This window comes from Pseudomonas bananamidigenes, assembly GCF_001679645.1.
Lineage (GTDB): Bacteria > Pseudomonadota > Gammaproteobacteria > Pseudomonadales > Pseudomonadaceae > Aquipseudomonas > Aquipseudomonas bananamidigenes.
Genome location: NZ_LRUN01000010.1, coordinates 97,649 through 120,340, shown reverse-complemented (window position 1 = coordinate 120,340; position 22,692 = coordinate 97,649). Strand labels below are relative to the sequence as shown.

Genomic DNA, 22,692 nt, shown 5'->3' with positions numbered 1-22,692 from the left:
CTATAACCTTTGACACACTTTTATTTGTAGTAAGGAGCATCAGCACATGCAACTCGGGATTATTGGACTGGGCCGCATGGGCGGCAATATTGCGCGGCGCCTGATGCTCAACGGTCACACCACCGTTGTTTACGACCGCAATACCGCCTTTGTCGACACCCTGGCCGCCGAGGGCGCTACCGGCGTCGCCGACCTGCCTGCGCTGGTCGCTGGCCTGGCCAAGCCACGTGCCGTATGGGTCATGCTCCCGGCCGGCGCACCGACCGAAGACACCATTGAAACCCTGAGCACTCTGCTTGAAGCGGGCGACACCATCATTGATGGTGGCAACACCAACTACAAGGACGACATCCGCCGGGCCAGGACCCTGGCCGAGAAGGGCCTGCACTACATTGATGTCGGCACCTCCGGCGGCGTCTGGGGCCTGGAGCGCGGTTACTGCATGATGATCGGCGGCGATGCCGACACCGTTAAACGCCTGGATCCGCTGTTCGCCGCACTGGCCCCGGGCATGGGCGACATCCCGCGCACCAGGGACCGCAAGTCCGATGATCACCGCGCCGAACACGGCTACATCCACGCAGGCCCCGCCGGTGCCGGTCACTTTGTGAAGATGATCCACAACGGGATCGAGTACGGCATGATGGCGGCCTTCGCCGAAGGCTTCGACATCCTCAAGACCAAGTCCAGCGAGCTGTTGCCCGAAGATCAGCGTTTCGACCTGAACGTGGCCGACATCGCCGAAGTCTGGCGTCGTGGCAGCGTGGTGTCGTCGTGGCTGCTCGACCTGACCGCCGATGCCCTGGCGGTCGACCCGAAACTCGACGGTTTCTCCGGCTCCGTGGCCGACAGCGGCGAAGGCCAATGGACCATCGAAGCGGCCATGGAGCAAAAGGTGCCGGTACCGGTGCTGTCCAATTCGCTGTTCTCGCGCTACCGCTCCCGTGGCCAGGGCACGTTCGGCGACAAGATTCTCTCGGCCCAGCGCTTCGGCTTCGGCGGCCATGTGGAGACACCGAAGAAATGACCCATACGATCCGCAGAAAATCCAAGGCAGAACCCGCACCACCGACCACGCTGTTTCTGTTCGGTGCCCACGGCGACCTGGTCAAGCGCTTGCTGATGCCGGCGCTGTACAACCTCAGTCGCGACGGCTTGCTTGACGACAATCTGCGGATCGTGGGCGTTGACCACAACGCCATCACGGATGAAGCCTTCGCGCAAAAGCTCGAAGATTTCATCCGTACCGAAGTGGCGGCGAAGGTCGGCAAGGGCGATCAGATGCTTGATCCGGCCTTGTGGGCCAAGCTCGCCAAAGGTATCAGCTATGTTCAGGGCGATTTCCTGGACGACAGCACTTATTCCGCGCTGGCGGCGAAAATCGCCGACAGCGGCACCGGCAATGCGGTGTTCTACCTGGCCACCGCGCCGCGTTTCTTCAGCGAAGTGGTGCGCCGTCTCGGCAGCGCCGGGTTGCTTGAAGAAACGCCGCAAGCCTTCAGAAGGGTGGTGATCGAAAAACCGTTCGGTTCCGACCTGAAAACCGCCGAGGCGTTAAACGCCTGCCTGCTCAAGGTCATGTCGGAAAAGCAGATCTACCGGATCGATCATTATCTGGGCAAGGAAACCGTGCAGAACATCCTGGTCAGCCGGTTCTCCAACAGCCTGTTCGAAGCGTTCTGGAACAACCACTACATCGACCACGTGCAGATCACCGCCGCCGAAACCGTCGGCGTCGAAACCCGTGGCAGTTTCTACGAACACACCGGCGCTCTGCGGGACATGGTGCCCAATCACCTGTTCCAGCTGCTGGCCATGGTGGCGATGGAGCCGCCGGCCGCATTCGGCGCCGACGCAGTGCGGGGCGAGAAGGCCAAGGTGGTGGGCGCGATCCGTCCATGGACCACTGAAGAAGCGCGGGCCAACTCGGTGCGCGGTCAGTACGGCGCCGGTGAAATCGACGGCAAGCCGCTGGCCGGTTATCGCGAAGAGGCCAACGTGTCGCCCGACAGCACCACCGAAACCTATGTGGCGCTCAAGGTGATGATCGACAACTGGCGCTGGGTCGGCGTGCCGTTCTACCTGCGCACCGGCAAACGCATGAGCGTGCGCGACACCGAGATCGTCATCTGTTTCAAACCGGCGCCGTATGCGCAGTTCCGCGACACCGAAGTCGACGAATTGCAGCCGACCTATCTGCGTATCCAGATCCAGCCCAACGAAGGCATGTGGTTCGACCTGCTGGCCAAACGGCCCGGGCGGCGCTGAACATGGCCAACATCGAACTGGGTTTCGCCTACAAGGACTTCTTCGAGATGCAGCCGTCCACCGGCTACGAAACCCTGATCTACGATTGCCTGACCGGCGACCAGACGCTGTTCCAGCGTGCCGACAACATCGAGAACGGCTGGCGCGCGGTGCAGCCGTTCCTCGATGCCTGGCAGCAGGACGCGAGCGTACAGCGTTATGCCGCCGGCGAAGACGGGCCGAAGGCCGCCGATGATCTGCTGACTCGCGATGGTCGCGTCTGGCATGGTCTCGGATGAGTGAGCCGATCCGTTTTGTCTTGAGCGACATGGACGGCACGCTGTTGCTGCCCGATCACAGTCTCAGTCAGCGCACCCTCGATGCCGTTCGTTCGTTGCGCGAATCGGGCGTGCTGTTCAGCCTCGCCACTGGGCGCCCGCCCAAAGCCATGTTGCAGCAGATCGAAGCCCTGGGCGTCGATCTGCCGACCGCCGCGTTCAACGGCGGCACGATCGTCAACCCGGACGGCAGCATTCTGGTCGCTCACTACCTTCCGGCCACGGCGGCGCTGACGGCACTGGCGCTGTTCGTCGATCAGCCGGAGGTCGAAATCTGGGTGTTCAGTGGCGGCGACTGGCTGCTCAAGGACCCTCACGGGCCGATGGTCCCGCGTGAGCAGCATGGCCTGGGTTATCCGCCGGTGGTGGTGGACAGCTTTGAGCCATACCTGGAGCGTATCGACAAGATCGTCGCCACCAGCCACAACACCGAACTGTTGATCGAGCTGGAGGCGCGCTTGCTGCCGAAGGTCAATGGAATGGCGCAGGTTTCGCGCTCGCAGCCGGTGTATCTCGACGTGACGGCGCTGGAAGCCAACAAGGGCACCGCACTGACGACGCTGGCCGAGCATCTGGGCGTACCACTGGCGCAGACGGCAGCGATTGGCGACGGCGGCAATGACCCGGCGATGTTTCATGTCGCCGGACTGTCGATCGCCATGGGGCAGGCAGAGGATGCCGTGAAGCGTCAGGCCGACGTGGTGACCGGGCCGAACACCGAGGACGGTGTGGCGCAGGCCATCGACCGGTACATTTTGCCGCGTTGATCGGCCCATGAAAAAACGGGAGCCCCAGGGCTCCCGTTGTTGTTTCTACAGCCAGTAACTCACGGCATACCAGCCGAGCAAGCCCATCACGAGGGTGTAGGGCAACGCCATCCACACCATCCGCCCGTAGGACAACCGCACCAGCGGCGCAATCGCGGACGTCAGCAGAAACAGAAACGCAGCCTGACCATTGGGCGTCGCCACGCTCGGCAGGTTGGTGCCGGTGTTGATGGCGATGGCCAGTGTCTCGAAGTGTTCACGGCTCATGTGCCCGGACAGGAACGCCTGCTTCACTTCGGTGATGTAGATCGTCGCGACAAACACGTTGTCACTGATCGCCGACAACAGGCCATTGGCGATGAACAGCATTCCCGGCTGTTGCTCGGCGGGCAATGCCAGCACCCACTGGATCAACGGCGCGAACAACTGCTGGTCATGGATCACCGCCACCACGGCGAAGAACACCACCAGCAATGCGGTGAACGGCATGGCGTCCTTGAATGCGCTGCCGAGGCGGTGCTCGTCGGTGATGCCGGTCAATGCGGTGATCAGGACGATGACCATCAGGCCGATCAGGCCCACCTCAGCGATATGAAAGGCCAGCCCGGCGATCAGGATCAATGCGGCACCAGCCTGTACCAGCAGCGCGGCACGCTGGCGTGGTGTGCGTTCGGCATTGTCCTCGGCCGAGTAATTGGCGAGCACGGCGCGCACGTTGTCCGGCAGCAGAGTGCCGTAGCCGAACCAACGCAGTTTTTCCAGCAACAGGCAGGTCAGCAGGCCGGCGACCAGCACTGGCAGGGAAACCGGTGCAACCTTGAGGAAAAACTCGGCGAAGTGCCAACCCATCTCATGGCCGATCAGCAGGTTCTGCGGTTCGCCGACCAGCGTGCAGACGCCGCCCAGCGCGGTTCCGACAGCGCCATGCATCAGCAGGCTGCGCAAAAAGGCACGGAACTGCTCCAGATCCTCGTGATGCAGCTTCGGCAACTGCTGATCGTCGTTGAATTCGCTGTCCTGACGCGGATCGTTGCCCGAGGCGACACGGTGATAGACCGAATAGAAACCAACGGCGGCGCTGATGATTACAGCGGTCACGGTCAGCGCGTCGAGAAAAGCCGAAAGAAACGCCGACAAAAAGCAGAACATCAGCGCCAGCAGCATTTTCGAACGCACGCCCAGCAGCAGGCGCGAGAACAGGAACAGAAGCAGGTCTTTCATGAAGTAGATGCCGGCGACCATGAACATCAGCAGCAGGATCACCGGAAAGTTGTGCTGTAACTCTTCGTACAGCGCCTGGGGAGTGGTCATCTTCAGCAACAGCGCTTCGATCAGCAGCAAGCCGCCGGGCATCAGCGGATAGCACTTGAGCGCCATGGCCAGGGTGAAAATGAATTCGATCACCAACAGCCAGCCTGCAGCGACAGGACCTGCCAACCACAGCACCACTGCGTTGAGAATCAGGAACCCGACGATGCACGCCTTGTACCAGCGGGGCGAATGCCCGAGAAAGTTGTGCGCGAACGCCTGGACCATTGAACCGGACATCGGTTGCTCCTTGCTTTAAGAAGCGCGCAAGGTGCCGCAAGCGTTGAGCAAGATCAAGTGTGGGACGTTTCTGATCATGGGTTCAGATAGCGCGCCACCACGGCGCGGTAGTTGCCGTCCAACGAATAGCCACCGACCAGAATGCCGCCTTCCGGTTGCAGTGCCAGGGACGTGGCGGTGTCGAGACTGCGGCCCAGGCGCGTACGTAACCAGCCCTGGCCGGCGCCAAAGCTGTTATCGAGCTGGCCGTCAGCCAGGTAGCGGGCGACGATGAAGTCCGCTTCGACGCCTCCGATGGTGGCGCCGGCAGCGATGATCCGACCGTCCGGCATGGGTTGCGCGGCGCTCCACTGGCAACCGCTGGGACCGATGTCCAGCAGACTGGGTTGACCGTTGTTGCAATGCAGTTCGGGGCGACCGTTAGGGTGCACCGTCAGCGCCATGCAGCGAATCGGGTCGCGGCTGCTGCCGAAGCAATGCAGGTGCTGGCCCGATTCAATGACCCGGGTCGCCAGGGCGCTGTGTCCCTGAGCCTTGAACGAGAGGAAGCCGTCCACCGCAAAACGGTCATCGAGCTGTCCGTCCGGCAGGTAGCGAGCAAGCAGCCCTTCCTGGGGAAAGTCGATCGCACCCGCCACCACGATTCGCCCGTCCGCCTGCAGCGACAAGCCGCCGAGCCAGGTATTGAGCAGCAAGTGCCGGACCATCACAAATCCGCGACCATTGAAGGTTTCGTCGAGGTTGCCGTCAGGCTTGACGCGGATCAGCATGCCGACGTGGTCGGCCAGCGAACAGTGATGATTGGCAATCAGCACAATGTGTCCATCGTTCTGGACAGCAAAATCACAGGCTTCTGCTCCCGGAACACCTGGCGGCAGCCACGTATCGCGGGTCCCCAGGGACAGATCGCCGGGCAGGCGCACGATCTTGACGCCGTTATCACCGAAGTCCGCCGAGGGCCGGCCATGCTCATCGAACAGTGCCAGAGCGGGCAGGGTACGGTGTTCGGACTCGTAATGCAGGCCTGCCAGCAGAATTCGCCCGTCGGGCAGGACCTGGACCTTACTGCCGGTGGCTTCGAAACCGATGGCGAACCAGCCGATCACACTGCCTTGAAAGCCGAAACCCAGATCCGCCGAGCCGTCTTCGAGCAATCGGGCCAGGCCGAATCGATAGCCCAGGGGTGTACCGACTTTGGCTGCCACCAGGATGCGTCCCTGCGGATCGAGAGCCACGTGCTGAGTCAGACTGCAGAGGCTGCCGGCAAAATAAACCTGAGTCACACCATTGCTGGCAAAAGCCTTGTCGAGTTGCCCGGCGTTATTCCTGAGTGTCGGCAGCGCAATAGCGGTGTGAGTTGACATGCATGCTTCTCCTTGCGCGTCGACCCGGATCCGTGAGAGCGGTCGGTGACGGCATGGCGAAACATTCAATCCCTGAACAGTTGCAAGTACAACTGACAGAACTAACAGGTGGAGGGTCGCACTGTGCCAGAACAGTGACTTTTGGAACCAGTCGCAAGCCTGACAAGCATTCAGGCGCGAAAGTATCGAAGAGCGTTATACAAAGAAGCTGAAGTTAATAAGGATTTGGCAACTAACGGAAGAGGGCGGATGACTTGAAAGTCATCCGCGTAGCCCTCTAATCAATGTGGCATCGACCAGGACTGCAGGGTGTAACCCTCATCGCTCAGTTCGGCGCGGGCCTGTTGCAACAAATGCTCGAGTTGGGCCGGGTCGGAATAGGCGCTGCTTGGAATGCGGGTGCGGCCAATCTGCGAATTGGTGCGGTCGATGACGGTCAGGCTCAGTTCGCCATTGCCGTCTTGTGGGGCCCAGGCCACGCATTGGAAAGGTTTAAATGCGCGGTTGGCAATCAAAAGAGCTTCGTTGATACGGAGCGGGGCGGTCATGGGTTCTTCTCTCTGTAGTGCCCAATCAAGTGATGTGCCGTCGGTTGGGCTTACCGTTCGGCGAGTTACTTGTACTGATGCACGCAACCTGCCGGCAGGTCACACAGGATTTGAAGAAATTTCGACTTTCTTTCATACAATCCTTATTACGACGCTTTTTGAAAGCTGGCTGAAAGAATCGAGTCGATAGCCAACTAACAAAACAGGTTCTTATAACTGCTTCGCTTGTACGCCTATAAGCAATCGATACAAGGCGCCGTCAAATTCTTGCTAACGTTACAGCCAGGTGTGCCAAATGACTGTTTTTACAATCATTTCCCATAATTTGGCGCCAAGGAACAGTCATGAGCGAAGCGCCTGCGTTACGACGTTTATTGGTAGTCGACCCTTGTGACGACTGTCACCGATTGCTGCCCGGTTTACGGGCGGTCGGCTGGGATGTCGACAGTTGCAGTCTGGAAAATGCCGCTGACCGCAGTTGCGATGTCGGCCTGCTTCGTTTGCAGCCCTTTCATCTTGAACGACCGGAAGCCGTCAAGGAGTTGATCAGTCGCAGCGGCACCGAATGGATCGCCGTTCTGAATCAGGAAGTATTGCGGCTGCAGAATGTTGGCGACTTCGTCTGCGAGTGGTTCTTCGACTTTCATACCCTGCCGTTCGACGTGTCGCGGGTGCAAGTCACCCTCGGTCGGGCGTTCGGCATGGCGCGTTTGCGCGGCCAGGGCACGATTCATGTGGACCAGCCGGAACACGAATTGCTGGGCGACAGCAAGCCGATTCGCGAGCTGCGCAAGCTGCTGAGCAAACTGGCGCCCACCGAGTCGCCGGTGCTCATTCGCGGTGAAAGCGGTACCGGCAAGGAGCTGGTCGCCCGCACTCTGCACCGGCAATCGCAGCGACACAGCAAACCGTTCGTGGCGATCAACTGCGGAGCGATTCCCGAGCATCTGATCCAGTCCGAACTGTTCGGCCATGAAAAGGGCGCGTTCACCGGCGCTCATCAGCGCAAGGTCGGACGCATCGAGGCCGCCAACGGCGGAACATTGTTTCTCGACGAGATCGGCGATCTGCCTCTGGAACTGCAAGCCAATCTGCTGCGTTTTCTCCAGGAAAAACACATCGAACGAGTGGGCGGCAGCCAGCCGATCCCGGTAGACGTGCGTGTACTGGCGGCAACCCACGTGGACCTTGAAGCTGCCATCGAGAAGAAGCGTTTCCGTGAGGATCTGTATTACCGGCTCAATGTGCTCCAGGTGGTGACGGCACCGCTGCGCGAACGACATGGTGATCTGTCGATGCTGGCCAACCACTTTTCCCACTTCTACAGCCACGAGACCGGTCGCCGGCCACGCAGTTTCAGTGAAGATGCGCTGATCGCCATGGGCAAGCACGACTGGCCGGGCAATGTGCGGGAACTGGCCAACCGCGTGCGTCGCGGCCTGGTGCTGGCCGAAGGTCGGCAGATCGAGGCACGCGACCTGGGGTTGATCAGTCAGCAGTCGTTTGCCACGCCGATGGGCACCCTTGAAGACTACAAGACCCGGGCCGAACGCCAGGCGCTTTGCGATGTGCTGAACCGCCACAGCGACAACCTCAGTGTGGCTGCCAAGGTGCTGGGGGTTTCCCGGCCGACTTTCTATCGTTTGCTGCACAAACACCAGATCCGCTAGGGCGCGGTGCTTCTTCGGAAGGAAGAAGCTGAAAAGGCCCGCTGCGATGCACTCGCAGCGGGCCTTTTCATTTGTGGCGGTCAGAAGTAGTACGGGAATTTCAGGCTGAAGGAGAAGTCCGGGGCATCGTCGGTCATGCCGATGGACAGGTTGGGCACGATGGTCAGGTTGTCGGTGGCCGCGATGGTCATGCCGACGTTGAAGTAACCGGCGTTGGCGTCGCTGGACACCACCGATTGCCAGTCTCCGCCATCCTGTTTCAGCTTGCTCTTGCGTTGTACGAGGTCGGAGACCGAGAACGACATACTCATTTTTTCGTTGAGTGCGAAGGCGATGCCCGCACCGATCTGGAAGCTGTCGCCGATCCGGACCTTGCCCGGCGTTTTCTGGTTGACGGTAGAGCTGATGTCGTCGAACGACTCCTCCAGGTTATGGGTGTAAGAGAGGCTGCCGAACAGCACCGCAGGGTCGTATGTCTTGACCAGCGAGATGCCCGGTGTAATCGACCAGACGCCGTTGCCGGTGGGCAGGGTGTCAGGCACGAACAGGTTGCTGTTGTCGTTGGTCTTGCGCAGCTTGATACCGAACGGGTCCTTGCCCGTAGGCGCCTTGACCCGCAGGGATACCACGGCGTCCGGCGTATTGACCGATTCGTCGAGGAACTTGTAGGCAATACCGAAGTTGACGTCGCCAATGGTTGGATCGCGAGTGACGTCCTGCTCGGTAGTGACGTTGGATGCGCCACCGTTGCCGCCGCCGGACTGGTAAGTCGATTCGCGGTACACCACCGGCACGTTCAGGTCGAATTGCCAGCGGTTGTCGAAGTTGTAGCGGCCCGTCAGGTCGAGGGTCCAGGTGTCGGCCTTGATCCGGTCAAGGTTGATGTTGCCCAGGAAGATCGAGTCCAGTGCCAGGAAACCGTTGAGAATCAACTGGCGCGTGTCGTAACGCGAATAGGTGATGCCGGTTTCAAAGCTGAACTTGCCACCGCCGAAGAAGCCGCTGGCCTCGTCGTACAGGTTGGACACACTCTGTGCCGGTTGCGAGTCATCGGCCAGCGACTGCCCGTAAGAAGCCCCGCTGCCCCCCGCTGCGCCCCCCGACGCTGCTGCGGCGCCGGTACCGGCGGCCACTTTGGGATTGCCTTTCATGTCGGCTGGCGACTTGGCCAGACGCTTGGGTGGAGGTGAAGCCGGTTGATCCTCGACCTGGCGCACCCGTTGTTCGAGCACCGCCAGGGCTTTCTGTTGCACTTCGTATCGTTGCTTGAGCTCCAGAAGCTCCCGTTTCAAGGTTTCAACATCCGCATCGGGTGCTGCTTGCAGCATCGCCGCGGGTAGAAGAGTACTCAAACATACAGCGGCACGCAGTGATACTGATCGATACATGAATAAGCCGTCCCTTTAAGCCCAATGGATCGAGACTCAGCGTAGTTCAATATCCGATATTGCGTAGTGCTCTTAGTTGAGAGAGATTGCAGTCCAGAGCGCCGGCACTCATGCCGTTGTTGCTCAGGACTACGTTGAGTGTTGTCAGGTTGTTGACGACGTTCGCGTTACCGAGCAAGCGAGTGTTCTGCAGCAGCCCGCCCTGGGCCACTTGTTGCAGGGCGGTGCCCTGATTGCCGGCGGCCTGGATGGCCATCTGTACGCCGCCGCCTGTGGCCGAAACGGCGACGCTGCCGGCCGCATTGCTGCCGGTAATCGTTTGTCCGGCAACCAGGGCCTGGCCCTGAGCCGGCACCAGTGCCGGTGCCTGATTGGCCTCGGAAACATTGATGGCGACGTTGTTGTAGGCCGAGTTGCCGTCGCCGGCGGCGCGAACGCTTTGGGTCACGCCCTGGGAACTGTTGAGTCCCGCTCCGCCAGTCACGGTGCCGGTGCCCGTTTGCGGGGTGCTGCCGTTGCCGGTTTCCTTGATGGTCGAGACGTAGAATTCGGGTTTTATCGTTGCAGCCTGCAGTTGCATCGAGGTCGTAGCCCCGATCAGATCGCCACTGGCGTTGCGCCAGGTGCTGTTCATGACAATGCCGAAGCTGATGATCCGCCCCGGCATGACGTAACGACCGCGAAGCTGAGACAGCTCCGAGTCCTGGATTTCTATGGGTTTGAATCCTGCATTGGCATAGCCTGACGCACTCGCTGCCAGGCAGGCGGCGGCCAGCCAGTATGAGGTTTTCATCTGCTGCTCCCGGGACATCCAGCCCCACTCTTTATAATCGGCGATTAAAAGAAGTCGCTCTGTATGAACCCGAAGTCCATCAATTCAGCATCTTTGACGGGGTTGAAAGTATCGAGCTTGTTCTTGGCGGTCAGCGGTACCGGAGGACTGCGCAATGCATTGCTCTTGTCGTATCCGGGGCCGACTATCGCAAAGACGATACCGTTCCAGCCTTTGACAAAGTCATCATGGTTGTAGCGTTTGTGCCCTAAGACCGGGTCTGCGATGTAGACCCAATCCTTGTCCGCCCGCTGCAACACCACGAAATGCTTGTAGCCGCGAATTTCCATCAGTACCACCACCGGGATAGTGACCGCGTCGAGTTTTTCCGGTGGGATCTTGTAGCCCCTGGCGCGCATGCCGATGCTTTCTATGTAGCGCTTCATGTCCAGCATGGAGAAGCCCTGTGTACGGACCAGCTCCTGGTCGGAATTGACCAGCATGCCTTTGATGATGTGCTCTTCATCGACGTCGAGCCAATAAGCCTGGCGCAGTACCGTTGCCAGAGCGGCGGCGCCGCAGCTGAAATCGGTTTTTTGTTCGACGATGTCGGAAAACTTGCGCTCGCGGATGCTTTGTACGTGTTTGTAGATGAGCGTGCCACCGGGCAGGGCAGCCACGGGCATCTGGGCCGCCTGGGCGAGGCCGGAAAGGCAAAGCAGAGCGAGGAGGGTTGTCTTGCGCATGATCGATACGCCTGTGCGGACTGAGGAAAAGCCCCGTTTCCGGGGCTTTCGTTTCGATCGCGATTACATGCAGGCTTTGCAACCTGCAGCGATGGACAGCGAGTTGCTTTGTTGGTTGCCAACACCGGCGGCGTTGTTGAAGCCACCGTTGCCGGACCAGTTGTTGCCTACGTTGGTCATGCTGGCGGTGTTGGTGACTGGGTTTTTCCAGCCGTCTGGAGTCAGCACTTGTTGAGTGGTCACGCCAGCCAGACCGAAGACACCCACGGCAACGAAGTCAGATTTCTGATCTTTGCCATGGCCCCTGTCGTTGTTGCCATAGCCACCGTGACCATGATCATCGTCTTTGGTGACTGCGGTGCCTGCGGCCACGAATGCGCCGGCGGCGTTGACAGTGCCAGTGAGGGTATCTTTTTTGTAGGTTTGAGTGCCGTTGTTGGCGACGCCCAGGCCCGTCGAGGTTTGGTTGGCGGCAGCAGCGGCGTTAGCTACACGACCACCGGATACAGCGATTGCCAGGTTGTTTTTCTGTTGGTTGAAGTCGCCGGCAGCGTTGTTCACGCCGATGTTGCCCGAGCCACCGTTGCCGACGTTGTTGAGGCTGGCATTGGCGGTGCTGGAGTAGTTCGCAACGGTGTTGCCGGTGTTCATTTGAGTTGCACTGGAGGCGGAAACCGCAGCGCCGAAGATGAAGCTTTCGTCAGCGGTGGCCAGTGCGGCGGCGTTGTCTTGCTGGTTGCCATCGCCTGCGGCGTTGTTCATGCCGATGTTGCCGTTGGCGCCGTTGACAGCGTTGCTGGCGTTGGCATTGTTGTTGGTGCCCTGGTTCAGCACCACGTTGCCGTCGCTGGTTTGCTGGTCGATCACTGCAGCGCCTGCACCGGCGGTGATTTGCAGCAGTTCTTCCAGGGTTGGGCCTTTGGGTCCATGATCATGACCGTGATGTTCATCACGGCCGCCTGCCTGAGCTGCGATTGCCATCACTGCGGCGAGTGCGAAAACCAGTGGTTTGAGAGCCATTGTAGGTTTCATGGTGTTTCTCCGTCGTGCTTATTAGTTGGTTAAGTGTTGGTACTTTCTAATTGCACTGCTTCTTGTTTGGGTCAGTCAGCGACCCGGATGCTCAGGGTGTTAGCCATTCGGTTCCCCACCCCGGCACTCTGGTTCACCTGGATGACCCCGCGACTGCCGGTGAAGGCCTGATCACTTGTCGTGACCTGGCGACTGCCGGGGGTACCAGTTGCTCCTGAGTTCGGTAACAGCGCCACGTTCTGTTGAGAAAGTGCGCTGTCGTCCATGCTCTGCGGCGCAGCACTGATGCTGATCCGCATGGCGTTGGCCATCTGGTTGTTGGCACCGGAACCCTGGTTCACACCCAGTGCGCCGTTGCCGTTACTGAAAGCGTTGCCGCCAATGGTCGAGCTCGCGTTGAGCGAGCGGTCGGCGGGCGTGTCGATTTTCTGGTGAACGCTGGTGGTGGCGCTGGCCGACGTGCCGATGGCAATCGACTTGACGTTGGTCTGTTGCTGCTGGTCGCCGGCGGCCTGGTTGACGTTGAAATTGCCGTTGTACTGCACGCCCGAGTTCTGAATGTTGGCGCTGTCCACGGCGCTTGGGTCGGCCATTGCACTGGTGCAGCCAAGCAGTGCCAGAAGGATCAGGGAACGATTCATCTCATTGGCCTCCGGCCATGCGGGTCAGCGGAGCCAGACCACTGCTGAGGGAACGGTTGATGGTGTTGGAAATCGTGCCGCCACCGCCGCCGCCATGGCCGGCGGTCATGCCGGGCAGGCCGTTCGGATTGGTCAGGACGTTGGTGCCGGGGAGGCTGGAGCCTATTGCCATGTTGCCGCGGATCGATGAGCCACTGGCTACACTGGCAAAGTCACCGTCATTGAGTTCGGTGCTGGTCATTGCCTGGTCGATGCGGCCGGACGGGTTGGCATTGACTGTGGTCGGGTAAGGGTCTTTGCCCGGGGCGCTGCGCCCGATCGGAATCGGCTGGACTTCGCGATTGAGCACGATCACGCCATTGCCTTCGGCCTGAACGTTGAAACTGAGGAAAGTGCTGGCTGCAGATCCGATCAGCAGAAGGCAGGTAAAGGCTTTGTTGATGTTTCCCACGGCGGCAATTCCTTCTTCAGTGGGCTGGCCCTAGTCAGCGTTGTGAAGGAGAGAGCGAAAGCTGTGCCGGTTTTTAAATGTTCAGGGGTTTCAACGACTTGGCGAATGGGTGTGCAGCCTTGATACAAAAGCTGTTTCACGATTGAAACAAAGCCCGGGCGAAACAACTGCCCGTACCCATTGCAAAGCTCTGGAACAAGGGTTCATGGGCAGGTGTTTCATGAGCGTAACAAGTCGGGTGACAAAACAATGAAGGCCGTTGAAACGGGCGCTTTGCCTTAAAGGGAGTGTTTCAGGATCGGACACTTTCACCCGCAACAGAGTCGAAAGCCCCGAAAGCGGGTCAGCGTCCCAGCAGCGCCCGCACGGCGTCGAAAGCCTGGGTCTGGCGAGCTGCCCAATTGCCCTGAATGAGCCTGAGCGGTTGGTGATGTCGCTCCAGCCAGTCCCTGGTAGCCTCATGAAACGCCATCCGTTCAGCGAGTTGCGGCTGGCAGCGTTGACCGTCGTCCGTCCACTCGATCTGTTCCGGGGACAGCAGCAGGTGCAGGTCGTATCGGCGCGCCAGCAGTTCCCTCTCCAGCCAGGCAGGGCAGTCCCCGAACAGGGTCTGGCTCCAGAGCATGTTGCTCAGCAGATGGGTGTCCAGAATCAACAGATCAGGCTGTTGCGCTCGCGCCTCGTCCTCCCACTGCAACTGGCCGCGAGCGATTTCGGGAATGTCGGCAAGGCAGGTATCGCGAGGATTCTGCTCGATGAACCAGCGTACGTACTCGTCGACCCGCAGACCGCCGAACCGTTGCTGGAGTTCGCTCGCCAGCCAGCTCTTGCCGGTGGATTCCGGCCCGGTCAGCACAACGACTTTCATGCGCGCAGCGCCGGGTCGGCGCGCCATTCCCGCCAGCCCTGCACCGCGATCAGGGTGAACAGGGCGTACAGTGCTGCGGTGAGATACAGCGCCTTGTAGAGAAACAGGCCGACGAAGATGACATCCAGTACGAACCATAACGCCCAGCATTGCAGGCGTTTATGGGCCATCCAGAATTGCGCCACCAGGCTGAACGCGGTGAGTGCCGCATCGAGCCAGGGCTGCGCCGCATCCGTCCAGTGCGCCATGGCCCCGCCCAGCAGCAGGCTGCCGGCAGCGCCGATGGCCAACCCTTTGAGCATCGAAGACATGCCGAGCCGGCTGACCTCACGCCCGTCGTGCATCGTTCCGGCACGGGTCCATTGCCACCAGCCGTAGACCTGAAGCGCAGCGTAGACCACCTGCAGCAGCATGTCCGAATACAGCTTCACGTCAAAGAAAACCCAGCTGTAGAGCAACACCATGACCAGCCCGATCGGCCAGCACCAGGGGTTCTGTTTGACCGTCAGCCAGACGGCGATCACACCGAGGGCGGCGGCAAACAGTTCGAGCCCGGACATGCAAGATCCTTGGAGGGAGTAGAAGAGGGAGCGGATTGTACCCAAAAACCGGTGGGCGTGAGCTCCCACCGGTGACCGGGATCAGACGCGGAACTGGCGCAGCAATCCGTTCAATTGCTCGCTCAATTGGCCCAGTCGCACGCTCGCTGCACTGGATTGCTCGGCCGCCAGTGCGGTGCTGTGGGACAGGCCGGCAGCCTGGGTAACGTTCTGGTTGATGTCTTCAACCACGTGCGCCTGTTGCAGGGTCGCGCTGGCGATGGAGGCGTTCAGGCCATTGAGGTTACGCAACGCCTGGCCGATGGCATTGAGGCTGGCACCGGCCAGTCCGGCTTGCTCGATGGTCAGCTGTGAAGCCTTGCTGCTGTCACCGATCACCTTCACGGCGGCTTCGGAATGGTTTTGCAGGCGCTCGATCATCGACTGGATTTCCGCCGTGGATTTCTGCGTGCGTTGCGCCAGCAGGCGGACTTCATCGGCCACCACGGCAAAACCGCGACCCTGTTCGCCGGCGCGGGCCGCTTCGATGGCGGCGTTGAGCGCCAGCAGGTTGGTCTGCTCGGCAATCGAACGGATCACTTCAAGGACGCTGCCGATCTGCGTGCTTTCCGCCGCCAGGGTGCGGATGACTTCAACCGCTTGATCGATGGTGCCGGACAGGGTGTCGATCTGCTGCAGACTGCCATCGATGTTGATCTGGCCCTGTTGTGCCTGAGCCTCGGCATCGCGCATTTCGCTGGCGGCATGCTCGGCGTTCTTCGCCACATCCTGCACGCCGTAGGTGACTTCGTTAATGGCCGTCGCCACCAGCTCCATCTGCTGCGACTGCTGCTGGCTGCGCTGCTGGGCCTGGGCGGCGTCGCTGCCCAGTTCCCGCGAGGAATCGCCCAGCGCGCTGGCGGACGCCTGCAATTCACCGATGACCCGGCGCAGCTTGGCGGTGAAGGCATTGAAGTGATGCGCCAGATGGGTGACTTCGTCCTGACCGTGAGTGTCGAGGCTGCGGGTCAGGTCGCTTTCGCCGCTGGCAATGTTGGCCATGGCATTCACGGTTTCCTGCAAGGGGCGGACGATGCTGCGGGCAATCAGGATCACCAGCACGCCCATGATCAGCGCAATCGCCAGCCCGACAACCGACGCCTTGACCACCTGGCCCTGAAACTCGGCCTGCACATCGTCGACGTACACGCCGGAGCCCAGCACCCAGCCCCAGGGCTCGAACAGTTTCACGTAGGACGTCTTGGCCACCGGCTCGCTGGCCCCGGGTTTGGGCCAACGGTAATCGACCATGCCGGCACCCTTGGCCTTGGCGATGGCGACCATTTCGTTGAACACCGCAAAGCCGTCCGGGTCACGAATCGCCGAAAGATTCTGGCCCTCAAGCTTGGGGTTGGTCGGGTGCATGACCATCACGGGCGTGAGGTCGTTGATCCAGAAGTAGTCGTTCTGGTCGTAGCGCAGGCCGCGAATCGCCGTCAGCGCCTGTTTCTGTGCCGCGTCGCGGGTCAGGGTTCCGGCCGCTTCCAGACCCTGGTAATAGGTCAGCACACCGCTGGCGGTCTGCACCACATGCTGGGTTTTCTGGGCCTTGGCGTGATACAGGTCGTCGTGGATCTGCTTGAGCATCAACAGACCCAGGGTCAACAGCATGACCACCGCCACAATCAAGATGAGCCACAAGCGTCGGCTGATCGACACACTGCGCAAGCTGTTCATAACGCTGTCACTCCGGTTTCTTTTTCTTGTAATAAATCAACGCCAGCATCCAACCACGTTTCGCCGGCCGGGCATACGCGACCCAAGTCGTAGAGCGCGGCAGCGCGATTACGGCTTGTCTGTTAGGATTTCGGCCCCGCGCGTGAAAACCTGAACCCAAGTTGCCGTTTCACGAAATTTTGACCGTTTCGTGTGGATCCTTTGCGCGCGGAATCGGTACAGCAACAAACCGCTACGCTGAACGCAGTGAACGTAAAAAAATACTATCGGGGCATGCCGCCGTGCATCGCTCTCTGGGGGATTGATGGATCTTTGGACCGCCTTGCAGGCATTGATTCTTGGAGTTGTAGAAGGGCTGACGGAGTTTTTGCCCATTTCCAGTACCGGACACCAGATCATCGTCGCCGACTTGCTGAATTTCGGCGGGGAACGCGCCATGGCGTTCAACATCATCATTCAGCTCGGCGCGATTCTCGCGGTGGTCTGGGAGTTTCGCCGCAAGATTCTCGACGTGGTCATCGGCTTGCCGACCCAGCCGGGCGCACGGCGTTTTACCGCCAACCTGCTGATCGCCTTCCTGCCGGCGGTGGTGCTGGGTGTGATTTTTGCCGATCTGATTCACAAGTACCTGTTCAACCCGATCACCGTGGCGACGGCGCTGGTGGTGGGTGGCCTCATCATGCTCTGGGCCGAGCGTCGGCAACATGAGGTGCACGCCGAGACGGTCGACGAGATCACCTGGAAAGATGCGCTGAAGGTCGGTTTCGCCCAGTGCCTGGCGATGATCCCCGGCACCTCGCGTTCCGGCTCGACCATCATTGGTGGCCTGTTGTTTGGTCTGTCGCGCAAGACGGCCACCGAGTTTTCGTTTTTCCTGGCCATGCCGACCATGGTGGGGGCGGCGGTCTATTCGGGCTACAAGTATCGCGCCCTGTTCGTGCCGGCGGACTTTCCGGTGTTTGCCATCGGTTTTGTCACGGCGTTCGTGTTCGCCATGATCGCCGTGCGCGGCTTGCTGAAATTCATTGCCAGCCACAGTTATGCGGCATTCGCCTGGTACCGGATCGTGTTCGGTCTGTTGATTCTGGCGACATGGCAGTTCGGCTGGGTGGACTGGGCGGCGGCCAAGGCATGAGTGATGCCCGCGCACGCCGCCAGGATCGCGGCCCTTACGGTGGCCGCATCCAGCATTTGAAATTGAAGCTGTTCGTGTGGCTGATCGTCTGTGCGTTGCCGCTGTCCGGCTCGCTGTCGATGTGGCTGCGCGGGATCTCCCTTCTGCCGTTGGCGGCCTACGGCATCGTCAGCGTGCTGGCGTTTTTCCTGTACTGGGCCGACAAGCGCAAGGCCCGCGCCGAGGCCTGGCGCACGCCTGAAAACGTCCTGCACGCCGTGGAACTGGCGGGCGGCTGGCCGGGCGCGTTGATCGCCCAGCAGGTCTTGCGGCACAAGACGCGCAAGGTGTCGTTTCAGGTGCTGTTCTGGGTGATCGTCGCGTTGCACCAGGTGTTCTGGATCGACCAGTTGTTCCTGGGTTCGAGCCTGTCGTTGGGGTAGGGCGTTACAGCAGCAAACCCACCTGGGTTTTCTTCGGCAATTTGCTCACCACCAACTGGTGAGAGCGTTGCAGCAACCCTCGCAGTTCCTCGGCGCTCAAGGGGTAGGGCGGGTGCATCATGATCCACTGCGCCCGCGCCAGATACGGCGCCGGGTGAATGCCCGGTCGGTCGCAATGACCGAGAAACAGATCCTTGTCGACCTTGAACGCCAGCGATTCACCGCGCAGTCCCTGCAAGGCGAACATCTTGTTGCCGGCAATCGAGAACACCCGCACACCGCCCCATTTGTAGTCGTCACGGGCGCCGGGCAATGCCAGGCAGAAGTCTGCGACATCCGTTTCGCTCATCTTTCCTTGTTTCATAACAACCGCTCTCCACAGGCATTGAAGGACTCCACCAGATGGTCGATCCAGGCACGCACCGCCGGCATCACCCCGCGTCGGTGCGGGTAGACGGCCTGCAGCCAGCCGCCGGGCAATGACCAGCCAGGCAGCAACTGCACCAGCGTGCCGTTGTTCAGCTCCGCTTCGCAATACATCATCGGTAGCAGGGTGAAGCCCTGGCCGGCCAGCACACACGCCTTGCGTACGATGAAATCGTCGATGCCCAACCGGGCTTCCAGCGCCAGATCGCAGCTTTTGCCGTGCTGATCGAGCAGGCGCACATGCACCATCCGATCAGCCTCCAGCGCACCGAGCACCGGCAGGGTTTTCAAGTCCTGCGGGTGATTGATTTCCACGCCCTGTATAAAAGAAGGGCTCGCGACCACCACCATTTGCGCCTGGCGCAAGCGACGGGTCACCAGCATCGGTTCTTCGTCGCCGTGCTCGCGAACGCGCAGTGCCACGTCGATGCCTTCGGTGATCAGATCCACGCGACGGTTGAGCAGGGTGACTTCCAGTTGCACCTGCGGGTATTTGCCGAGGAAGTTGCTGATCACCACCGGCAGCATTTCGTGGGCCAGTCCGGTCGGGCTCGAAACCCGCAAGCGTCCCCGTGGCTCGCTGGACATGCTGGCCACCGTTTCGTCGGCCATTTCCGCTTCCAGCAACATCGCCTGGCAGTGGCGTAAATAGCGTTCGCCGACCGCTGTCAGCTTCAGCTGACGGGTGGTGCGTTGCAGCAGGCGTGCGCCCAGCCGTTCTTCCAGTTCGGCAATCCGTCGCGACAACCGCGACTTGGGAATGCCCAGCAAGCGGCCGGCAGCGGCGAATCCGCCGGCCTCGACCACTTTGGCGAAATAGTAGAGATCGTTGAGGTCTTGCATGGGGGGACATCCAACTGTTCTATCAGTGGGACAAACTATCGCATTGTTGCCGTCTAATCAGCTATTGGTTTCGTCGGTAGGATTGTCTCCATTCCGTCGCCACCGGCGATTCTTTCCAGGAGATTCCACAATGAAACTGCTGCACATCGATTCGAGCATTCTGGGCGACAACTCCGCTTCCCGTCAGCTGAGCACCGAAGTCGTCAAAGCCTGGCAGGCCGCCGAGCCAAGCGCTGTGGTGACCTACCGCGACCTGGCGGCCGACGCCATCAGCCACTTCTCGTCCACCACTCTGGTTGCCGCTGGCACCACCGCTGAACTGCGCGATGCCGCACAACAGCACGAAGCCGAACTGAGCGCCGACACCCTGGCCGAGTTCATCGCCGCCGATGCCATCGTTGTCGCCGCGCCGATGTACAACTTTACCGTGCCGACCCAGCTCAAGGCCTGGATCGACCGCATCGCCGTCGCCGGCAAGACTTTCCGTTACACCGAAGCCGGCCCTGAAGGCCTGTGCGGTGGCAAGAAAGTCGTGATCGTTTCCACCTCGGGCGGCATCCACGCCGGCCAGCCTTCGGGCGTGGCTCACGAAGACTACCTGAAACTGGTATTCGGCTTCCTGGGCATCACCGACATCGAAATCGTCCGGGCCGAAGGTCTGGCCTACGGTGAAGAAGTCCGCAACAACGCCATGAGCGCGGCTCAGACCCGCATCAGCGAGCAACTGTTCGCCGCTGCGTAAGGCTTTCGTAAAGAACAGCTCTCGTTCAGGCAACACCCAAAAAACTCTGTATTCTGGTTCTGCAAGGGCCAGATACGGAGTTTTTTGTGTCTGACTGTTACATAATCTGGCCCGGGTTATGCAGTCTGATGATCAACGTCTGAGTGCAACGCCGCGCCGGATCACCGAACCACGGAGTTTCGGGCGTCGAACACAACGGATCTTTCGATTGAGTAACAACAGGGTGGGGCATCCCATGATGCGTCTTTGTGCAACGTTACTGATTTGCCTGCTCGGCAGCCTGAATTCAGTGCACGCAGCCCCCGGCCAGCACCCACGCTGGAGCGTCGGTTATCACGAGATGACGTTCCTCGATCCGCTCGACCTGCAACCGATGCGTGCCATCGCGTTCTACCCCTCCAGCGACCGCGAGCACATGAGCCTGCTCGAAGGCTATTCGGTCGAAGCCGGCGAAGACACCAAAATCGCCCTCGGCCGTTTTCCGATGCTGATGCTGTCCCACGGCAACACCGGCACGCCGCTGGCGCTGCACGACCTCGCCACGTCGCTGGCACGCAAGGGGTTTGTGGTGGTGGCGGTCATTCATCCCGGCGACAACTCCCGGGATCACAGTCGCCTCGGCACTTTGAGCAATCTGTATGGCCGCCCGATCCAGATTTCCGAAGCCATTACCGCCACCCTCGGCGATCGCATGCTCGCACCGTTCGTCAACGCCGATCAGGTTGGCGTGATCGGCTATTCGGCGGGCGGCGAGACCGCGCTGATCCTTTCAGGTGCGCAACCTGACCTCGATCGCCTGCGGCGTTATTGCCAGGAGCGTCCGGACGATCGTGACGCCTGCAATACAAACGGTGAACTGATCGTCGACCGCGACGACCTGCAACCGGTGGCCGACCCTCGGGTGCATGCCTTGTTATTGATGGCGCCCTTGAGCTTGAAATTCGGCCGGCACACCCTCGCCGACGTGCATGTGCCGGTGCTGCTGTATAGCGGAGACGGGGACAAACTGGTGGCGTTCGACAAGAATGCCGCCGCCCTGGCGCGCAAACTGCCGACTGCGCCGGACTTCAAATTGCTGGCCGGAGCCGGGCATTTCGTATTCATGGCGCCGTGCACGGAACAACAGATCATCGCCATGCCGGCACTGTGTACCGATGCCGATGGCGTGGATCGTGAAGACATCCATCGCAACCTGATTTCCGAAGCCGGGCGGTTTTTTTCCCACGCGCTGGGCAAGCCCTCCCGGGCGGGGATGCAGACGGCGGACCAGTAAGCGTCAGGCGATTGCCCGGCGCTTGAGCCACCCGGTCAACGCCAGTGCGCTCACGGACAATAGCGCCGCCCCCAGGAATATCCACGAATAGCCCAGATTTAATGCCACCGCGCCCATCAGCGGTCCGGCAATCGCCAGTGCCAGATCGAAAAACACGGCATAAGCACTCAAACCGGCACCGCGGCTGGAGTCGGGCACCTGCTTGATCGCTTCCACGCCCAGAGCCGGGTACACCAGCGACAGCCCGAAACCGGTCAGTCCGGCACCGATCAGTGCGTAACCGGTCGACGGGGCGAGCCACAGCAACGACAGGCCAACGGTTTCGATGCTCATACAGGCGATGGCTGATGCAAAACCGCCGAATCGGGCGATGGCGGAAATGAACAGCAGCCGCGACAGGATGAAACACACCCCGAACACCGTCAGACAGTACGCCGCGCCGGTCCAGCCGCGACTGAGGTAATAAAGGGTGATGAAGGTGGTCAAGGTGCCGTAACCGATGGAGGCCAGACTCAGACTGGCACCGAACGGCGCAATTCGCCCGAAAACCCTCCAGAACGGCAGACGTTCGCCGCGCACCACCGGCACCGACGGCTTGTTGCGGATCAGCAGCAGGGCGCCGGCAGCCAATGTCGACAGCGCAATACCGAGGCTGGTAAAGCCGTAATCGGCCACCATCCACACGCCCAGCGGTGCACCGATGGCAATGGCGCCGTAGGAGGCGATGCCATTCCAGCCGATGGAACGGGCGGTGTGCTCGGCACCGACCTGGCCCATGCACCAACTGATGGTGCCGACGCCGATCAGTCCCTGCGCAATCCCCAGCAGCAGACGTCCGGCAATCAGGATGATCAGGCTCATTGACGGGACGTCCTGCAGCAACGTGGAAACCAGCGTCAACAGACCACTGAGTACGATCCCCAGCAAGCCATAAACAATCGCGCGCTTTGTCCCGACGGTGTCTGACAGGCGTCCGGCCATCGGCCGGCTGAGCAGGGTGGCCAGGTATTGCGAACCGATCACCAGCCCCGCAACGACGGCGCTGAAGCCCAGCTGTTCATGCACATAACCGGGCAACACCGCAATCGGCAGACCAATGCAGAGAAAAGCGATAAAGGTGTAAAAAACGATGGAGACGATTTGCAGGGTGATCGCCATGGAGCTTTGCGGTGGCTGTTGCTGCACAGACATGAGG

At 60.6% G+C, this 22,692-nt stretch carries 22 protein-coding genes and 1 pseudogene; 8 read left to right on the top strand and 15 right to left on the bottom strand.

Translation table 11 applies throughout. From position 1 onward, the window contains the following. The first annotated feature begins 46 nt into the window (after nt 1-46). The 3 genes and pseudogenes from gnd (at nt 47) to BBF94_RS05105 (ending at nt 3,352) form a co-directional block, all read left to right on the top strand. Complete coding sequence (gene gnd, locus BBF94_RS05115) at nt 47-1,027, top strand: phosphogluconate dehydrogenase (NAD(+)-dependent, decarboxylating) (RefSeq protein ID WP_065257961.1); 981 nt, start codon at nt 47-49, stop codon at nt 1,025-1,027. Continuing rightward, nucleotides 1,024-2,546 (top strand): annotated as a pseudogene (gene zwf, locus BBF94_RS05110) (glucose-6-phosphate dehydrogenase). Before gnd ends, zwf begins: the two are co-directional and overlap by 4 nt. Next, nucleotides 2,543-3,352, top strand: coding sequence for a Cof-type HAD-IIB family hydrolase (locus BBF94_RS05105; RefSeq protein WP_065257960.1), 810 nt, complete (start codon nt 2,543-2,545; stop codon nt 3,350-3,352). Before zwf ends, BBF94_RS05105 begins: the two are co-directional and overlap by 4 nt. Before the next feature lie 45 nt (nt 3,353-3,397). Here the strand turns inward: BBF94_RS05105 and nhaB are convergent, their stop codons facing one another. The 3 genes from nhaB to BBF94_RS05090 all read right to left on the bottom strand — a co-directional run bounded on the left by nhaB (nt 3,398) and on the right by BBF94_RS05090 (nt 6,812). Then, a complete protein-coding gene (gene nhaB, locus BBF94_RS05100; RefSeq protein ID WP_065257959.1) occupies nt 3,398-4,900 on the bottom strand; it encodes a sodium/proton antiporter NhaB in 1,503 nt (500 codons plus the stop codon). Nucleotides 4,901-4,974: 74 nt separating this feature from the next. Further along, nucleotides 4,975-6,264, bottom strand: coding sequence for an NHL repeat-containing protein (locus BBF94_RS05095; protein ID WP_065257958.1), 1,290 nt, complete (start codon nt 6,262-6,264; stop codon nt 4,975-4,977). Between the two features lie 281 nt (nt 6,265-6,545). After that, complete coding sequence (locus BBF94_RS05090) at nt 6,546-6,812, bottom strand: hypothetical protein (protein WP_065257957.1); 267 nt, start codon at nt 6,810-6,812, stop codon at nt 6,546-6,548. A 344-nt stretch (nt 6,813-7,156) separates the two neighbouring features. On the opposite strand from BBF94_RS05090, the gene BBF94_RS05085 reads away from it, so the two are divergent. Beyond that, nucleotides 7,157-8,482: a sigma-54 dependent transcriptional regulator gene (locus BBF94_RS05085; protein ID WP_065257956.1), complete on the top strand. Its 1,326-nt coding sequence runs from the start codon at nt 7,157-7,159 to the stop codon at nt 8,480-8,482. A gap of 80 nt (nt 8,483-8,562) precedes the next feature. Here BBF94_RS05085 and BBF94_RS05080 read toward each other — a convergent pair whose 3' ends face one another. The 9 genes from BBF94_RS05080 to BBF94_RS05040 all read right to left on the bottom strand — a co-directional run bounded on the left by BBF94_RS05080 (nt 8,563) and on the right by BBF94_RS05040 (nt 16,656). Next, nucleotides 8,563-9,870 carry a hypothetical protein gene (locus BBF94_RS05080; RefSeq protein ID WP_065257955.1) on the bottom strand — a complete coding sequence of 436 codons (1,308 nt, stop codon included), beginning with the start codon at nt 9,868-9,870 and terminating at the stop codon, nt 8,563-8,565. 46 nt (nt 9,871-9,916) lie between these two features. Beyond that, a complete protein-coding gene (locus BBF94_RS05075; RefSeq protein ID WP_065258022.1) occupies nt 9,917-10,663 on the bottom strand; it encodes a hypothetical protein in 747 nt (248 codons plus the stop codon). A 44-nt stretch (nt 10,664-10,707) separates the two neighbouring features. Beyond that, nucleotides 10,708-11,388, bottom strand: coding sequence for a C39 family peptidase (locus tag BBF94_RS05070; protein ID WP_065257954.1), 681 nt, complete (start codon nt 11,386-11,388; stop codon nt 10,708-10,710). 63 nt (nt 11,389-11,451) lie between these two features. Next, entirely contained in the window at nt 11,452-12,420 is a 969-nt protein-coding gene (locus tag BBF94_RS05065) for a heme utilization protein (protein ID WP_065257953.1), read from the bottom strand. A gap of 71 nt (nt 12,421-12,491) precedes the next feature. Beyond that, nucleotides 12,492-13,061: an adhesin gene (locus BBF94_RS05060; RefSeq protein ID WP_065257952.1), complete on the bottom strand. Its 570-nt coding sequence runs from the start codon at nt 13,059-13,061 to the stop codon at nt 12,492-12,494. 1 nt (nt 13,062) lies between these two features. After that, nucleotides 13,063-13,512 (bottom strand): hypothetical protein, encoded by a 450-nt coding sequence (locus BBF94_RS05055; RefSeq protein ID WP_065257951.1) that lies wholly within the window; start codon nt 13,510-13,512, stop codon nt 13,063-13,065. Between the two features lie 343 nt (nt 13,513-13,855). Further along, nucleotides 13,856-14,380, bottom strand: coding sequence for an AAA family ATPase (locus tag BBF94_RS05050; RefSeq protein ID WP_065257950.1), 525 nt, complete (start codon nt 14,378-14,380; stop codon nt 13,856-13,858). Continuing rightward, complete coding sequence (pnuC, locus tag BBF94_RS05045) at nt 14,377-14,940, bottom strand: nicotinamide riboside transporter PnuC (protein ID WP_065257949.1); 564 nt, start codon at nt 14,938-14,940, stop codon at nt 14,377-14,379. The genes BBF94_RS05050 and pnuC overlap by 4 nt, the downstream gene beginning before the upstream one ends. Nucleotides 14,941-15,021: 81 nt before the next feature. Then, nucleotides 15,022-16,656 carry a methyl-accepting chemotaxis protein gene (locus BBF94_RS05040; RefSeq protein ID WP_065257948.1) on the bottom strand — a complete coding sequence of 545 codons (1,635 nt, stop codon included), beginning with the start codon at nt 16,654-16,656 and terminating at the stop codon, nt 15,022-15,024. Nucleotides 16,657-16,960: 304 nt separating this feature from the next. On the opposite strand from BBF94_RS05040, the gene BBF94_RS05035 reads away from it, so the two are divergent. After that, nucleotides 16,961-17,791: an undecaprenyl-diphosphate phosphatase gene (locus tag BBF94_RS05035; protein WP_065257947.1), complete on the top strand. Its 831-nt coding sequence runs from the start codon at nt 16,961-16,963 to the stop codon at nt 17,789-17,791. Beyond that, nucleotides 17,788-18,213, top strand: a complete 426-nt coding sequence (locus tag BBF94_RS05030; RefSeq protein ID WP_065258021.1) for a DUF1294 domain-containing protein — start codon at nt 17,788-17,790, stop codon at nt 18,211-18,213. Before BBF94_RS05035 ends, BBF94_RS05030 begins: the two co-directional genes overlap by 4 nt. Before the next feature lie 4 nt (nt 18,214-18,217). Here BBF94_RS05030 and BBF94_RS05025 read toward each other — a convergent pair whose 3' ends face one another. Beyond that, nucleotides 18,218-18,577 (bottom strand): MmcQ/YjbR family DNA-binding protein, encoded by a 360-nt coding sequence (locus BBF94_RS05025; RefSeq protein ID WP_065257946.1) that lies wholly within the window; start codon nt 18,575-18,577, stop codon nt 18,218-18,220. Beyond that, the gene (locus BBF94_RS05020; protein ID WP_065257945.1) at nt 18,574-19,482 is read right to left on the bottom strand and encodes a LysR substrate-binding domain-containing protein; all 909 of its coding nucleotides are present in this window, start codon (nt 19,480-19,482) and stop codon (nt 18,574-18,576) included. The genes BBF94_RS05025 and BBF94_RS05020 overlap by 4 nt, the downstream gene beginning before the upstream one ends. A gap of 130 nt (nt 19,483-19,612) precedes the next feature. Here BBF94_RS05020 and BBF94_RS05015 point away from each other — a divergent pair, with 130 nt between their 5' ends. Both BBF94_RS05015 and BBF94_RS05010 read left to right on the top strand, forming a co-directional pair. Further along, nucleotides 19,613-20,224: an FMN-dependent NADH-azoreductase gene (locus BBF94_RS05015; protein WP_065257944.1), complete on the top strand. Its 612-nt coding sequence runs from the start codon at nt 19,613-19,615 to the stop codon at nt 20,222-20,224. Between the two features lie 235 nt (nt 20,225-20,459). Next, nucleotides 20,460-21,497, top strand: a complete 1,038-nt coding sequence (locus BBF94_RS05010) for an alpha/beta hydrolase family protein (protein WP_065257943.1) — start codon at nt 20,460-20,462, stop codon at nt 21,495-21,497. A gap of 3 nt (nt 21,498-21,500) precedes the next feature. Here BBF94_RS05010 and BBF94_RS05005 read toward each other — a convergent pair whose 3' ends face one another. Further along, entirely contained in the window at nt 21,501-22,688 is a 1,188-nt protein-coding gene (locus tag BBF94_RS05005; RefSeq protein WP_065257942.1) for an MFS transporter, read from the bottom strand. Nucleotides 22,689-22,692 lie beyond the last annotated feature (4 nt).